Origin of the sequence: Terrimonas pollutisoli (genome assembly GCF_029360765.1) — a bacterium.
Lineage (GTDB): Bacteria > Bacteroidota > Bacteroidia > Chitinophagales > Chitinophagaceae > Terrimonas_B > Terrimonas_B pollutisoli.
The window spans coordinates 88,390-101,845 of sequence record NZ_JARKNA010000009.1 but is presented as its reverse complement, the minus strand read 5'-3'; the positions used below and the strand labels follow the sequence as shown (position 1 = coordinate 101,845).

11 protein-coding genes are annotated in these 13,456 nt (G+C 40.9%); 6 read left to right on the top strand and 5 right to left on the bottom strand.

The features are described from left to right. Nucleotides 1–48: 48 nt before the first annotated feature. Nucleotides 49–426 carry a glycine cleavage system protein GcvH gene (gcvH, locus tag P2W73_RS15580; RefSeq protein WP_276502997.1) on the bottom strand — a complete coding sequence of 126 codons (378 nt, stop codon included), beginning with the start codon at nt 424–426 and terminating at the stop codon, nt 49–51. 187 nt (nt 427–613) lie between these two features. On the opposite strand from gcvH, the gene P2W73_RS15575 reads away from it, so the two are divergent. Then, nucleotides 614–3,073, top strand: a complete 2,460-nt coding sequence (locus P2W73_RS15575) for a TonB-dependent receptor (RefSeq protein WP_276502996.1) — start codon at nt 614–616, stop codon at nt 3,071–3,073. A 186-nt stretch (nt 3,074–3,259) separates the two neighbouring features. On the opposite strand, the gene P2W73_RS15570 is transcribed toward P2W73_RS15575, so the two are convergent. Further along, entirely contained in the window at nt 3,260–3,967 is a 708-nt protein-coding gene (locus P2W73_RS15570) for a peptidylprolyl isomerase (protein ID WP_276502995.1), read from the bottom strand. 52 nt (nt 3,968–4,019) lie between these two features. Next, nucleotides 4,020–4,364 (bottom strand): PHD finger domain-containing protein, encoded by a 345-nt coding sequence (locus tag P2W73_RS15565; protein WP_276502994.1) that lies wholly within the window; start codon nt 4,362–4,364, stop codon nt 4,020–4,022. An 89-nt stretch (nt 4,365–4,453) separates the two neighbouring features. Here P2W73_RS15565 and serS point away from each other — a divergent pair, with 89 nt between their 5' ends. From serS to P2W73_RS15545, 4 genes are all read left to right on the top strand, one after another. After that, nucleotides 4,454–5,725, top strand: coding sequence for a serine--tRNA ligase (gene serS, locus P2W73_RS15560; RefSeq protein ID WP_276502993.1), 1,272 nt, complete (start codon nt 4,454–4,456; stop codon nt 5,723–5,725). A gap of 132 nt (nt 5,726–5,857) precedes the next feature. Continuing rightward, on the top strand, nt 5,858–6,478 hold the full coding sequence (locus P2W73_RS15555) for a hypothetical protein (RefSeq protein ID WP_276502992.1): 621 nt from the start codon (nt 5,858–5,860) through the stop codon (nt 6,476–6,478). Between the two features lie 232 nt (nt 6,479–6,710). Continuing rightward, nucleotides 6,711–8,192: a DUF1800 domain-containing protein gene (locus tag P2W73_RS15550; RefSeq protein WP_276502991.1), complete on the top strand. Its 1,482-nt coding sequence runs from the start codon at nt 6,711–6,713 to the stop codon at nt 8,190–8,192. A gap of 235 nt (nt 8,193–8,427) precedes the next feature. Further along, nucleotides 8,428–9,570, top strand: a complete 1,143-nt coding sequence (locus tag P2W73_RS15545) for a DUF1501 domain-containing protein (protein ID WP_276502990.1) — start codon at nt 8,428–8,430, stop codon at nt 9,568–9,570. A 141-nt stretch (nt 9,571–9,711) separates the two neighbouring features. Here P2W73_RS15545 and P2W73_RS15540 read toward each other — a convergent pair whose 3' ends face one another. After that, entirely contained in the window at nt 9,712–11,787 is a 2,076-nt protein-coding gene (locus P2W73_RS15540; protein WP_276502989.1) for an OPT family oligopeptide transporter, read from the bottom strand. 187 nt (nt 11,788–11,974) lie between these two features. Between P2W73_RS15540 and P2W73_RS15535 the strand changes: the two genes are divergently transcribed. Then, entirely contained in the window at nt 11,975–12,778 is an 804-nt protein-coding gene (locus tag P2W73_RS15535; protein ID WP_276502988.1) for a TIGR00266 family protein, read from the top strand. Between the two features lie 59 nt (nt 12,779–12,837). Here the strand turns inward: P2W73_RS15535 and P2W73_RS15530 are convergent, their stop codons facing one another. After that, nucleotides 12,838–13,281, bottom strand: a complete 444-nt coding sequence (locus tag P2W73_RS15530) for a nucleotidyltransferase (protein ID WP_276502987.1) — start codon at nt 13,279–13,281, stop codon at nt 12,838–12,840. Between the last annotated feature and the right edge of the window lie 175 nt (nt 13,282–13,456).

Here is a 13,456-nt window from a genome sequence, read left to right as displayed (position 1 = left end):
TGCATGCTTAACATGCATAAAATATACGTTCAAAACAGGTTCCCGGTTTTAACCTACAATGGCTTCGTACCCTTTGGCATCCAGTAAACCCTCTACATCAGCAGGGTTGTCTACGGTCATTTTGATCATCCAGCCTTCACCATAAGGGTCATTGTTTACCAATTCAGGTGCATTTGCCAAAGCAGGGTTTAGTTCATTGATTGTTCCGCTAACAGGGAGAAAAAGATCTGAGACGGTTTTTACAGCTTCTACAGTTCCAAAAACTGCCCCGGTCGCCAGCGCCTTACCTACAGTTTCTACTTCTACATATACAATGTCGCCCAGTTCACGTTGCGCAAAATCTGTAATTCCAATCGTTGCAATGTTGCCCTCAAGGCTGATCCATTCGTGGTCTTTTGTATACCGAAGATTATCAGGATAACTCATAATGAATGATTTAGACCGCAAATATGAGTAAAACCGGTTATAAAATCTCCGGGTCGATATTTTTTTTCGCAATTCACCGAAAAATTGACACCGTTCATGCCAGTTTTTACACCATTGGTCGGCAATGACTTTACAGTTCTATGACACGCAGGTATCTTTGGCGACCCTTATCTAAAAAGGAACAATTATGAGAAAACTAGTTACATTTTTTTTAGTTGCCGTTATTCTGAATTCGGCAGTTTTTGCACAAACAATTTCAGGTATAGTAAAAGATCAGGATGGAAAAGCAGTAGATAAAACCACTGTTTCCCTGCTCAAAATAAAGGACTCTTCGGTTGTAAAATTATCAGTTACCGATAACCAGGGAAAGTTTAGTATCCGGACAGATACTGCTGGTCAATACCTTATTAGTACTTCACACATTGCTTATGCGCCGGTTTATTCCAGGCCAATTGAAGTATCCGGTTCCGGTGATGTATCGGTGGGAGAACTAAGTATGATTAAAAAGGAAGGCTCTTTGCAGGGAGTTACTGTTACTTCTCAAAAACCAATGATAGAAGTAAGAGCAGATAAAATGATCGTGAATGTAGAAGGAACAATGAATGCAGTTGGCAATGACGCTCTTGAATTATTGCGTAAGTCACCAGGAGTAACAGTTGATAAAGATGATAACATAAGCCTTGCCGGTAAGAATGGCGTACAGGTTTATATTGATGGCAAGCCAAGTCCATTGAGCGGAACTGACCTTGCTAGCTATTTGAAAAGTATGCAGTCTGCCCAGATCGAATCCATAGAGATTATTTCCAATCCTTCGGCGAAATATGAAGCAGCGGGTAATGCAGGTATTATCAATATAAGGTTAAAGAAAAATAAAGCGTTTGGAACAAACGGGTCTGTTAATCTTGGTTATGTACAGGGACATTATGCTAAGTATAACGGGGGCGTAAACCTCAATCACCGCAATGGGAAAATAAATGTATTTGGTAACTACAACTATAATAAAGGCGACTACCTGATGAAAATCAATTTGCGGAAAGAGCAATTTGATACATTGTTTGCTCAAAGCAATAGAATGGTTTTTAAAAATAATACGCATGGCTTCAAGGCGGGAGTTGATTATTTTATGGATAAGAAAAATACATTGGGCGCTGTAGTAAGCGGCAACCTTGCTGATAATGATTTTAATACGTCGGGTCCGATGAATTTTATCTATATGCCGACAGGTGAGCTTGATCGTATTTTGAAAGCTACAAATCACAATGATATGAAGCGGGACAATGTGAATACGAATATCAACTTCAAGCATACAGAAGCCAATGGAAAAGATCTGAACATTGATGCTGACTATGGATTCTTCAAAATACGATCAATCCAGTATCAACCAAACCATTATTTTGAAGAAGATGGCGTGACCCCGATTAGTCATACAATTTCTGATATTATTGCACCCACCAATATTGATTTATACTCTTTAAAAGTCGATTATGAGCAAAATTTTAAAGGTGGTAAACTGGGTATTGGTGGAAAAATTGGCGTTGTTAATACAGATAATACTTTTGACCGTAGGGATGAAAAGTCTGCTTCTGATGATGTGATCATAAACAATCTGTTTGACTACAAAGAAAATATCAATGCCCTGTATGTTAACTATAACAAACAATTGAAGGGCCTGATGATTCAATTTGGAGTGAGGGCTGAAAACACGCATTCAAAGGGAATATCGTCAGGATTTGAAACGCAAAATGGTAACACCAAAAATTTGGATTCTACTTTTAAAAGAGATTATACAGACTTTTTCCCAAGTGCGTCATTATCATTCAATAAAAATCCAATGAATCAATGGACAGTATCTTATAGCCGCAGGATAGATCGTCCGGCTTACCAGGATCTTAATCCATTTGAATTTAAGCTCAATGAATATACTTACATGAAAGGGAATACCGAGCTGAGACCACAGTACACCAATAGCATTGGATTGACAAATATCTTTAAGTATAAACTGACCACTGTACTTAACTACAGTCATGTGCAAGACGTTTTTGCCCAGCTACCGGATACAATTAATAAAACACAAGGATTTTTGATGAAGAAAAACCTGGCTACACAGGATGTAATGAGCCTGAACATCAGTTATCCTTTCCAATACAAATGGTATAGTTTTTTTGCTACAGCGAACTCTTCTTACTCCATTTACAAAGCCGATTTTGGCGGTGGTGACAGAAAAGTAAACCAGAAGGTATTTGCATTGACCTATTTTATGCAAAATAGTTTTGATCTTGGTAAGGGATGGAAAGGCGAAATAAGCGGATTGTATATCTCACCATCGGTATGGCAGGGAGTTATTAAATCTGAAGCGATGGGCTATATTGATTTAGGTTTTCAAAAAACGGTGTTCAAAGGTAAAGGAACGGTAAGAGGCGTACTAAGCGATGTTTTCAAAACGATGAAATGGGGCGGCAGTACCAATTTTGCAGGAGTAAACAGCAGGTTTAATGGTCATGGTGAAATGCAGCAGGTAAAATTAAACTTTAGTTATCGCTTTGGAAGTAATACGGTAAAAGCAGCACGCCAGCGCAATACGGGTATTGAAGATGAAAGCAAGAGAGCCAATAGTAGTGGTGGTACCGGAACGCCGGCTGGACAATAAACAAAGAAGTCAGTTAAATAATAAAAAAGCGGCGATCTTACAGGAACGCCGCTTTTTTAATGCTCAAAATCAAACTTAATTTTCAGTGTTCCCTGAACCACTTCAATCCCTGTTTAATTGAATATTGAAAATTGACCCCGATAGCTATCGGGAGAACATTAAACATTTTTAAAGCTACATTGGAGGTTACTTTTTCTTTCGCTTAACCAGGCTTGCCTTTACAATCATCACATTTTCCAATGGTCTGTCACGGTCAGCACCTTTACTGGTGGGAACGGCTGCGATTTTATCGATCACATCCAGGCCATCGACAACCTCACCAAATACCGTATACCCCTGGTCGAGATGCGGTGTACCGCCAACGGTTTTATATGCTTCTCTTTGATCGGCCGGAATTTTTCTTCCGTTCCGGCGATATGTTTCCAAAGTATCAAGAGCCCCATCGGTAAATTTTTTTCCCTGCGTAATATAAAACTGGCTGCCATTACTGGCTTTTTCCGGATTTACATTATCACCTTGCCGGGCGGCGGCTATCACGCCTTTCTTATGAAATAACCCGGGCCTGAATTCGGCGGGAACGGTAAAGCTGGGACCGCCTTCGCCTAAAGGTTTTCCCGCAGGAGCATTCTTGCTGTCCGGATCACCACCCTGTATCATAAAGTTGTTGATCACCCGGTGAAACAATGAGCTGTCGTAGTAATGTTGTTTTACCAGTTTCAAAAAATTGTCACGATGTAAAGGCGTGGAATCAGAAAGCCGGATCAACATATCGCCCATGCTGGTTTGCAGCAGCACATCTTTTTTACGGTCTTTCTTTTTTAAAATGATTTCCTTTTGAGCAACGCTGATCTGCGCCATGAATGCGCCAATCAACAGAACAATTCCCTTTTTCATTTGCCAAACTATTGTTTAATGGATTTCATCAAATGTTTCATTGCCAAGTAAACTACAATCCATTTTCTTCAAAATACAACAACACATGGTCTTTCAAAAAATTTTCCTGTTCAAAAGGATTCATCTCGGGCATGGGTTTTAGCTGCCTGAAATGCGGCCATCCCTCTTCGTCAGTCCGCTCGAGTTCATAGTACCCGCTTGGCATCAATAAAGTGCAAACCGCTACATGCATCAGGTCCTGCTTTTGTTCCTTGGTTATTTTTTCTTTGATGATGCCGGTTTCCTGCATGCCAATCAGGAAAAGAATGGTTTCCAGGTCGGGCTTTTTACCAAACCGCTCAACCAGTTTCGCCTCCAGGGCCCACCATCTGGTTTGTAAATCATCTTGTATTTGCATAATCGCAAAGATAGTCACGGATTAAAAGCGTTTTGATTGATTTCCCGGATGCGTCAACGGCTGCTATCTTTGCAAAAATTTTTTACAAGATGTTGCAGTTACAGGTACTTCGTCAAAATCCCGATTGGGTAAAGGAAAGATTGGCTATAAAACATTTTAAAGACTTAACGCTGGTGGATGAAATCATCGTCCTGGATGATCAGCGCAAAAAGTCACAACTGGAATTTGATAACACTCAATCAAAAATAAATGCAACATCTAAAGAGATCGGCCAATTGATGGCGAAAGGCCAGAAAGAAGAGGCTGAAGCAAAAAAGGCGGAAGTGGCATCGCTAAAATTGTTGTTGCAGCCCATCACTGACAAACTTGCTCAAGCTGAAAAGCAGTTGCAGGACACCCTTGTAACATTGCCAAATTTGCCTTCGGAAAAAGTGCCGCCGGGTAAAACACCTGAGGATAATGTGGTGGTGAGAGAGGGCGGAAACAAACCGCAACTTGCTGCTGGTTCGGCACCGCATTGGGATCTGATTAAAAAATATGATATCGTTGACTTTGAAACCGGCGCTAAAATTACCGGCAGCGGTTTCCCCTTGTATAAAGGCAAAGGAGCGAAACTGCAGCGGGCATTGATTCAATATTTTTTAGATTATAATACAGCTGCAGGATATACAGAGTACTTACCTCCCTTTATGGTAAATGAGGCTTCAGCCTATGGCACTGGTCAATTGCCGGATAAGGAAGGGCAGATGTATTATATGCAGGAAGATAATTTTTATCTCATACCCACTTCCGAAGTACCGGTCACGAATATTTACCGCGATGAGATTTTGAAAGAGGCCGATCTTCCAATCAGGATGACAGCTTACTCACCCTGCTTCAGAAGAGAAGCGGGAAGTTTTGGTAAAGATGTTCGCGGTTTAAATCGTGTTCACCAGTTTGAAAAAGTGGAAATCGTTCAACTGACGCAACCCGGCAAAAGTTATGAGGTGCATGAAGAAATGGTAACGCATATTGAAAAATTGTTACAGACACTGGAGTTACCGTACCGGATTTTAAACTTATGCGGTGGTGATATGAGTTTTACTTCAGCGCTTACTTACGATTTTGAAGTATACAGTGCCGCACAGGAGAGGTGGTTGGAAGTAAGTTCTGTTTCAAACTTCGAAGCATACCAGACCAACCGGATGAAGATCCGTTTTAAAGATGCCAATGGAAAAACACAATTAGCGCATTCATTAAATGGAAGTTCACTAGCATTACCAAGGATAATGGCCTGTTTGTTGGAAAATAACCAGTCAGCAGATGGAATAAAACTTCCCACAGTATTACATAGCTATTTTGGCAGCGGGATGATTTCATAATGCTGCACGGGTTCCGGAATTTTTATTTTGTTTAGGATAATTGTTCGTTAAACGAAGCAATACGTATAATCGCTTCGTTTTTTGTTTTATTACTTGCGTTGAAAATATTTTTTAAACAAAAAAATCACCGGAATGAAAAAACAAATTTTACTTTTTAGTATTGCGGCCCTATCTGTTGTTATCGGAAAGGCTCAAATTGACAAGAATGATATTTTGTTGGGCGGCACTTTTGGTTATGGTACTTATGATTATTCAGGTAATATCAAAAGTGCTAATTCTAATGCCAATCTCAGCCCGCGGATAGGTTATGCAATTGGTAAAAATTCGGTACTTAGCGCCAGACTTGGGTATAGCCATGGTAAATCGGAGGATGCCAATGGGAATGAGGATTATAAAAGCATCGGTTTTAGCACTGGGTTATCCTGGGAAAAATTTTTTCCAATAAAAGAAAAGTTAGGCTGGTATACCGATTTAAGTGGAACGTTTAGTAACGGAACTACGAGACAGGAATACACTCCCGGTAATAATTACAAGCGTAAGTCAACAGGTTATTCTGCAGGAGTTAGTCCCGGTATTTATTTTATACCAACGTCCGGGTTATTATTGAGCGCAAATGCAGGAGGAGTCAGTTATTGGTATTCTAAATCCAGGTCCGGTGGTCAACCAGCAGATAAAATTTCTAATTTTAATATCAACCTTCTAAACTCTTTTAATTTTGGAATTGATTTTATTATCAATAGAAAGAAAGGTTAGTACTCATTCTTTTCGGGTTAACGATAAGGGAAAAGAAACTTAGATAAATAAAAATGCTTTCAAATAAAAAAGCTACGGTTACATTCAAACCGCAGCTTTTTATTCAATGAATGTGCAATGCAGCCTGCCTGACCGTTTTTAATTCAAAAAATAATTAGCCTGTTTTGTCGTTAAAAGCGGGGTACTATTAAACCTTTAAGGATAAACATAGTCGTAAAACAAATCATGATTCATGCCGCTGAGTAACCAGTTAAAGAACCAGCATCTTTTATGGCGGGCCGGCTTCGGTCCCGCAGCGGAACAACTCGGTGACCTTTCTCAATACACTCCTGAACAATTTTATAAGGCCCTCGTAAAAGCATCTGCTCAAAAGCCCGACTATATTAATGTGGCTGACAATTACCTGCAGGGATTGATGATGGGAATAGACCAGGTTGGACGGGTTCAGCAAAAAGAATTGACAGCGGAAGAAAAAAAGCTACGGCAGCAAAAAAGCAGGGAGGGTGTTCGCAACCTGAATTTATATTGGCTAAATCAAATGGTAAACAGCCGTGCCCAATTGCGGGAGAAAATGGCTTTCTTCTGGCATGGACATTTTGCCTGTCGCAACCTGAATGTTTTTTACCAACAGGATTTACTGGATATTATCCGCAGAAATGCAACCGGCAATTTCGGCACTCTATTAAAAGAAGTTTCCCGTTCAGCGGCCATGCTCAACTTCTTAAACAATCAACAAAACAGGAAAGGGCATCCCAACGAAAACTTTGCCCGTGAAGTGATGGAGCTGTTTACACTGGGCAGGGGCAATTATACCGAGCAGGATGTCAAAGAAGCAGCACGGGCATTCACCGGTTGGTCGGCTAATCTTAAAGGCGAATTTATTTTCCGCAAGGGTCAGCATGATTATGCTGATAAGACTGTTTTAGGACAGTCTGGTAATCTTGATGGCGATGATGTACTGGACATTTTACTCGAACAAAAACAAACGGCCCATTTTATCGCAAAAAAATTCTACCAGTTTTTTGTCAATGACCAGCCGGATGTACAAAAGATAGAATGGCTTGCAGAAAGATTCTATAAGAGTAAGTATGACATCAGCAAATTGATGGAGGATGTTTTCACCAGCGATTGGTTCTATGAGGAAAAAAATATCGGGAACCGGATCAAAGCCCCTGTAGAATTATTAGCAGGTATGCAACGAATGTTACCTATGTCGATCGCAAACCAGGAATCGATAATTGTGTTGCAACGGTTGTTGGGGCAGGTATTATTTTACCCACCCAATGTGGCAGGCTGGCCGGGTGGAAAATCATGGATCGACAGCAGCACCCTGATGATGAGAATGCGAATTCCGCAACTCATCAATGATGAAGATGAAATGAATGTAACACCAAAGGATGATGATGACCAAATGATGGGAAGACCCATGGCTGACCAAGCCGGAGATGCAGTAATGAAAACAAAGGCGGTAAAAAAATATGGCAAGTCGCTAAAGCCGATCGAGGCCAATACTGACTGGAAATTGTACCTGGCTCATTTTGAAAAAACACAACGGGATAAACTGATTAATGGAATGGCAGCAGTTTTATTGCAAACAAAAACAGCAGTGGATGCTAGCATCCTGAAGCAATATTCAGATGAGTCCGACAGGAATAGTTTTATCCGTTCAGTGACGATACAGATCATGAGTACACCGGAGTATCAGTTGTGTTAACCCCCTGTCCCCCTAAAGGGGGAACTTAGGTTGAAGATATTTTATCTATTACAGGGATCATGTAGAAAAATGGGTGATTGAATTCAGTTCTTGGTAAATGTTTAAATGAAAAGTTCGCTTACTGCTCTCAGGGCTGTGAGTGGAGGCCTCCTTTTAGGGAGGTTTGGAGGGTTTTTTTATGCAAATCAAACGAAAAGAATTTATCCAAATCGGTTCACTGGCAACAGCCTCACTGATGCTTCCAAAATTTTTGAAAGCATTTGAAGGACCGGCCATAGTACCAGCGGGCAACAAAGTAATAGTAGTGTTGCAATTAAGCGGCGGCAATGATGGTTTGAATACGGTGATACCGGTTCGAAATGATTTGTATTATAAGGCAAGACCGGGCTTGGGTATTAATAAACAAAAAGCGTTGTCTATTACTGATGAGGTGGGGATACATCCCGCCTTGAATGCATTCAAAGACTTATACGATGACGGAAGCCTGGGCATCATCAACAGCGTAGGTTATCCTAATCCTGATCGTTCGCATTTCAGGAGTATGGATATTTGGCAAACTGCCAGCCAAAGTACAGAGTATTGGAACTCGGGTTGGATCGGTCGTTATCTTGATGCACAATGCAATGGCTGCGATAAGCCCACACAGGCTATAGAAATCGATGATGTGTTGAGCCTTTCGATGAAGGGCAATACAATGAACGGTATAGCGGTAAAAGATCCCAAACGCTTATACGGAACAGCCAATGAAAAATTTTTCCGTGATGTGAGCCGGAGCCGCCAGCAGGAATCAGGTGAACAGTCAGTAGACTATCTGTACAAGACAATGGCGCAAACACTTTCATCTGCTGATTATATTTTTAAACAAAGCAGATTGCATCCAACTGCGGCAGATTATCCAAAGACTCAATTAGGTAATAGTCTTAAAACAATTGCATCGCTCATTTTCTCTGACATTAATACTAAGGTATATTATGTTTCGCTGGGTAGTTTTGATACACATATTAACCAGGGAGCGCAGCAGCAGCGTTTATTTACAGAAATGAATGAGGCTGTAAAAGCATTTGTAAAAGATCTGAAAGCAAATAATCGTTTCAACGATGTATTGCTGTTTAGCTTTTCAGAATTTGGAAGAAGAGTTTCGCAAAATGCAAGTGGCGGAACTGACCATGGCACTGCCAATAACATGTTTTTGGTTAGCGGCGGATTAAAGCAAAAAGGCTTGATCAACGGCATGCCTGATCTCAGTGATTTGCAGGATGGTGATCTGAAATATAAAATTGATTTTAAAAATGTGTATGCTACCGTGCTGAATAAATGGTTAAGTGCAGACGATAAAAAAATACTCGGGCAGCAATATGAGCACCTGGGCTTTATTTAAAATGATTTGTTAACAGCAAAAAATAGCTGTTGAAATAAAGTACTATTGATACCAGTTGGTTTAGTGCATTATTTTAATCCGTACCCGTCAACAAAAAGTCCTGCTTCCTGCAGGACTTTTACATATCTATTGGATAGATCGTTAGATCGATTTATTTTTCCCAATCGCAATCCGGTACAATGCTATACCCATTAAAGCAAAGAAAGCAACGCCCAGCCACTTGTAACCTTCACCTCCCAAAGCAGATTGTAATCCATGCTCAGCACTCAGTTTGGCCAGTCCTGCACTTACTTTATCGCTTGCAAAAAGAAATGCAACGAGAACACCTGCTAATGCGCCGCCGGCGACGAGTCCCGTTGCAAATAGATTTCCTTTACCAAGGTCTTCTTCTTCGGGTGCAACATGAATATTTCTCTTTTTATTTCTCCATTCAATAATGCCACGGATAGCGCCGCCGATAAAGATGGGCAATGTAGTAGATAAAGGAAGATAGATTCCAATGGCAAAACTCAATGCTTTGATACCACAAAGTTCTACTACAATTGCAATAAATACACCCACCAATACAAATTGCCAGTCAAGATTGAAAGATAAAATGCCTTTGATCAGTGTAGCCATTAACGTGCCCTGCGGTGCGGGAAATTTATCCGTGCCTATTGCATGCTGAATTCCTTGTGCCGCCATTTCAGCAGTGGGCTGATCCAATATTTTAATAGTAGCGCCAATAGCCAGTGATGAAACAATAGCACCAACAAACAAAGAGATCTGCTGGTATTTGGGTGTGGCGCCAACAAGATACCCGGTTTTTAAATCCTGTGATGTAGCGCCTGCATTCGCAGCCGCAATACAGATCATACTACCTACCACTAGTGCCATCGGTTCATAAATATGACCCGTCCATTTTACCATGATAAAGATGAGACAGGTTCCCATCAAGGTGGCAATGGTCATACCACTAATTGGACTGTTAGATGAACCGATCAAACCTACTATACGGGAGGCAACGGTAACAAAGAAAGCTCCAAAGATGATGACCAATAAGCCCAATAATAATTTGCTGCCGATGTTTGTGCCGGGAATAAGTGTGTTTGGCAATAGTGCAATAACGAGTAATAAAATAAGGCTGCCTATCCCCACTACTTTTATCGAAAGATCTCTTTCTGTTCTTGGAACGTTCGCTTCAGCGGTTACTCCGGCCGCGTCACTCTTTAATGAACCAATACTGCCTTTAAAAGAGGATATAATGGTAGGAATTGTTTTGACCAGGGTGATGAAACCGCCTGCTGCTACAGCGCCGGCGCCAATCTGTCTTATGTAAGCACGATATATTGCCTGTGACCAATCACCAAAACTTTGTGTGGCAGGATCCCATCCTCCGGGCCCGCCGGCTGTATTAACATCTTTCAGATAACCCAGTTTTGCTAATTGAGCAGCTATGATACTTCCATTATCATTTAACAGGCTTGCCAATAACGGTGTAAATACAAACCAGCTTAATACACCGCCAGCCACTAATACTCCTGCGATCTTTGGCCCGATTATATAACCCACACCCATATATTCAGGAGTGATCTCACCACTTACTCTTGCAGATGGAAATACTTTATTGGTTTGTTTGGTAAAAAATGCGGGAACCTCAGCTATTACATGAAATATCTTTTGCAATACCGCATATACAAAAGCAAATCCCAGACCCATAAAAGCTGTTTTGGCGAACTCGCCTCCCTTTTCACCGGCTTTTAATACAGAGGCGCAGGCTGTTCCTTCCGGGTAAGGCAGAGTTCCATGCTCCTTTACGATCAATGAACGTCGAAGCGGTATCATCATTAATGTACCGAGTATACCTCCAAAGATGGCAAGTATGAGTATGGTGAAATAATTAAAGAAGCTGGCGCTTCCCGGTTCACTTAAAAATAAAAAGCCGGGTAAGGTGAATACAACACCGGCAGCAATACTTTCACCGGCAGATCCTGTTGTTTGGATGATGTTGTTTTCGAGAATAGTGGTTTTTAAAAATCTTCTTCCCAAGGTTATAGCCAATACAGCGATAGGTATGGAAGCGGAAACTGTCAAACCCGCTTTTAATGCGAGATATACTGTTGACGCACCGAAAATAATTCCAAAAGCTGCACCCGTCAGGATTGACTTAATCGTTAGTTCGGCCATTTGCGTTTCAGGTGATACAAACGGCTTGAATTGGTTGGTTTGTTCGGCCATAAATTGGTTTTATTACAGGAAGATAAGGAAAAACTTATGACCGTTAGCTTTCCTGGCTCGCAGCTCAAAGCTCATGGCTCGCAGCTTTTTTACCTACCGGTCCAAAGGGTTCGTTTACCGTTTTTATATAATTGGTAATACTTGTACGGATATTGCTTCATTAACTTTGGCGAAAATTATTTTTATTATGAACGGCAGAACACGGATAAACCATGAGATCGACTACAAAATTCATGGTGAAGAATTACAATTTGTAGAAATTGAATTGGATCCTAATGAAACAGCCATAGCGGAAAGTGGCGCTATGATGATGATGGAGGAGGGTATTCAGATGCAAACCATTTTTGGTGACGGATCAGCTCAACAACCTACCGGTTTTTTTGGTAAACTGATGAGTGCCGGCAAACGGATACTCACCGGTGAAAGTTTATTCATGACTGCATTCACCAATATCGGCCAGGGAAAAAGAAAAGTAAGCTTTGGCGCTCCTTATACCGGGAAGATCATTGCCATGGACCTGCAAGAACTAGGTGGAACGATCATTGCTCAAAAAGATGCTTTTCTCTGCGCAGCCAAAGGTGTTAGTGTGGGCATCCATTTTCAACGCAGGTTGGGTACCGGCATATTCGGTGGTGAAGGTTTTATCATGGAAAAACTGGAAGGTGATGGCTTCGCATTTATGCATGCGGGTGGATATGTGATCGAAAAGGAATTGAAACATGGTGAAGTTTTAAAAGTAGATACAGGTTGTGTAGTGGCGTATACACCCGGAATTGACTTTGATATTGAATTTGTGCGGGGTGTAAAAAACCTGGTGTTTGGTGGCGAAGGATTATTTTTCGCCAGGTTAACAGGCCCCGGAAAAGTATGGATACAATCATTGCCGATTAGCCGATTGGCAAGCCGCATCATGGCTTATGGTACCTATAACCGTAAAGAAGAAGGTAGTATATTGGGAGGATTGGGTAATATACTGGATGGCCGAGAATAGAAAAATAACCAGGGAGCTAATACCTTATGGTGTTGGCTCCTAAACAAAAACCGGTTGGATTATTCTTTTTGCAGATTTTCAATATCTCCCAAATCCTGGTAACGGCCGCTTGCTTTTTTATTTTTGATTAAATCTTCGTAACTAATAAAGTTAATAAGCAGGCCGTCGATCTCTGTTGTTTTTCGATTGGGATAGCATTCGTTAAAAGTCACACCGTCAATCGAAGTAAGCAGATCAATGCGTAATGGCGGATAGCCTAATTGGATAATAATCCCTTCAGTGCAGAGATCTTTTTCACTAATACCGAGCGCACCGAAACCAAATGTGTTTATGGCCTGTACAATTCTGGATGCATTTTCTTTCTCTGGTAGCAGCCAAATATCAAGATCACCAGTATAACGGGGGTGCCCATGAAAGCCGACGGCATAACCACCTACGATCATATACAAAACCTCATTTTTGTTTAATAATTCGACAAACTCTCTGAAGTCCGGGCTGAACATTTTTGTATTTGAATTTGATATATTGCTGACGAAGGATTTCGATAGCTGCTAATCTTTCATTCACTGGTTTTGATAACCAATATTCCAGGTTGGAATTTTTATCCTTTAATTTTTTTTTGATTACCACTTTGTCCATCGAATAAATTTACAACAATAAAAAGAAACGCCACCCGGG

Coding starts and splice junctions, on each gene's coding strand:
- gcvH (WP_276502997.1), bottom strand. CDS start 426: ATGAGTTATCCTGATAATCTTCGGTATACAAAAGACCACGAATGGATC.
- P2W73_RS15575 (WP_276502996.1), top strand. CDS start 614: ATGAGAAAACTAGTTACATTTTTTTTAGTTGCCGTTATTCTGAATTCG.
- P2W73_RS15570 (WP_276502995.1), bottom strand. CDS start 3,967: ATGAAAAAGGGAATTGTTCTGTTGATTGGCGCATTCATGGCGCAGATC.
- P2W73_RS15565 (WP_276502994.1), bottom strand. CDS start 4,364: ATGCAAATACAAGATGATTTACAAACCAGATGGTGGGCCCTGGAGGCG.
- serS (WP_276502993.1), top strand. CDS start 4,454: ATGTTGCAGTTACAGGTACTTCGTCAAAATCCCGATTGGGTAAAGGAA.
- P2W73_RS15555 (WP_276502992.1), top strand. CDS start 5,858: ATGAAAAAACAAATTTTACTTTTTAGTATTGCGGCCCTATCTGTTGTT.
- P2W73_RS15550 (WP_276502991.1), top strand. CDS start 6,711: ATGCCGCTGAGTAACCAGTTAAAGAACCAGCATCTTTTATGGCGGGCC.
- P2W73_RS15545 (WP_276502990.1), top strand. CDS start 8,428: ATGCTTCCAAAATTTTTGAAAGCATTTGAAGGACCGGCCATAGTACCA.
- P2W73_RS15540 (WP_276502989.1), bottom strand. CDS start 11,787: ATGGCCGAACAAACCAACCAATTCAAGCCGTTTGTATCACCTGAAACG.
- P2W73_RS15535 (WP_276502988.1), top strand. CDS start 11,975: ATGAACGGCAGAACACGGATAAACCATGAGATCGACTACAAAATTCAT.
- P2W73_RS15530 (WP_276502987.1), bottom strand. CDS start 13,281: ATGTTCAGCCCGGACTTCAGAGAGTTTGTCGAATTATTAAACAAAAAT.